At 39.1% G+C, this 882-nt stretch carries 5 tRNA genes; all 5 read right to left on the bottom strand.

Annotated features, from left to right (window positions below):
- Positions 1-94 precede the first annotated feature (94 nt).
- Positions 95-171 (bottom strand) — tRNA-Pro (locus DL897_RS16795).
- Between the two features lie 16 nt (positions 172-187).
- Positions 188-264, bottom strand: a tRNA-Arg gene (locus DL897_RS16790).
- A 10-nt stretch (positions 265-274) separates the two neighbouring features.
- Positions 275-349: transfer RNA gene (locus DL897_RS16785), tRNA-Gly, on the bottom strand.
- A gap of 342 nt (positions 350-691) precedes the next feature.
- Positions 692-764 (bottom strand) — tRNA-Thr (locus tag DL897_RS16780).
- Between the two features lie 2 nt (positions 765-766).
- Positions 767-841 (bottom strand) — tRNA-Asn (locus tag DL897_RS16775).
- Positions 842-882: the final 41 nt, after the last annotated feature.

Here is an 882-nt window from a genome sequence, read left to right as displayed (position 1 = left end):
CGAATAATAATATACCATGTTATCTCTCTATAAATCAAGTACTTTTTTAAAAAGAGTAAAAATAAAATCAGTATATTATTTCTAGTGTTTAGAATGGTCGGGAAGACAGGATTCGAACCTGCGACCCCATGGTCCCAAACCATGTGCTCTACCAAGCTGAGCTACTTCCCGATTTTCAAATAAATTATGGCGCGCCCGAGAGGAGTCGAACCCCTAACCTTTTGATCCGTAGTCAAACGCTCTATCCAATTGAGCTACGGGCGCAATAAAATAATGGAGCGGAAGACGGGATTCGAACCCGCGACCCCCACCTTGGCAAGGTGATGTTCTACCACTGAACTACTTCCGCAAGTAAATAAGTAATGAATGGCCAAAATAAAATAAAAATAACAGCACCAAAAAAGAAAACTCTCATGTTATTTATTCAGTAATGCTAAGACGGTGTAACTCTCTGCTTAATCTAAAGTAAAAGCCTATCCAAAAACCGAAAATTCATACGGTTCATTATGACAAAAGTAATTATATCAGGGTTTTGATGAAAGTCAATACCATTTAAAAATTAATTTATAACGAAGAAAACAGACTTCATCAGAAAACCTGCTGCAATTAGCACTAGGTTTTTACTGCTTTAAACAAAAAATAACAGTTCCATAACGTACGGAAACTGCTTCAGATCAACGTATTTTAGATAAGCTTCCAAGCGGGCTCGAACCGCTGACCTCTTCCTTACCATGGAAGTGCTCTACCTGCTGAGCTATGGAAGCAATGGCTCCGCAGGTAGGACTCGAACCTACGACCGATCGGTTAACAGCCGATAGCTCTACCACTGAGCTACTGCGGAATATTATAAGCTTCATAAACAAAAACATGGTAGATAAAATA

It is taken from the genome of Thermoflavimicrobium daqui (genome assembly GCF_003313465.1).
Classification (GTDB): Bacteria; Bacillota; Bacilli; order Thermoactinomycetales; family Thermoactinomycetaceae; genus Thermoflavimicrobium; species Thermoflavimicrobium daqui.
The sequence above is the reverse complement of the archived record's forward strand: the minus strand, read 5'-3'. Positions and strand labels throughout refer to the sequence as shown.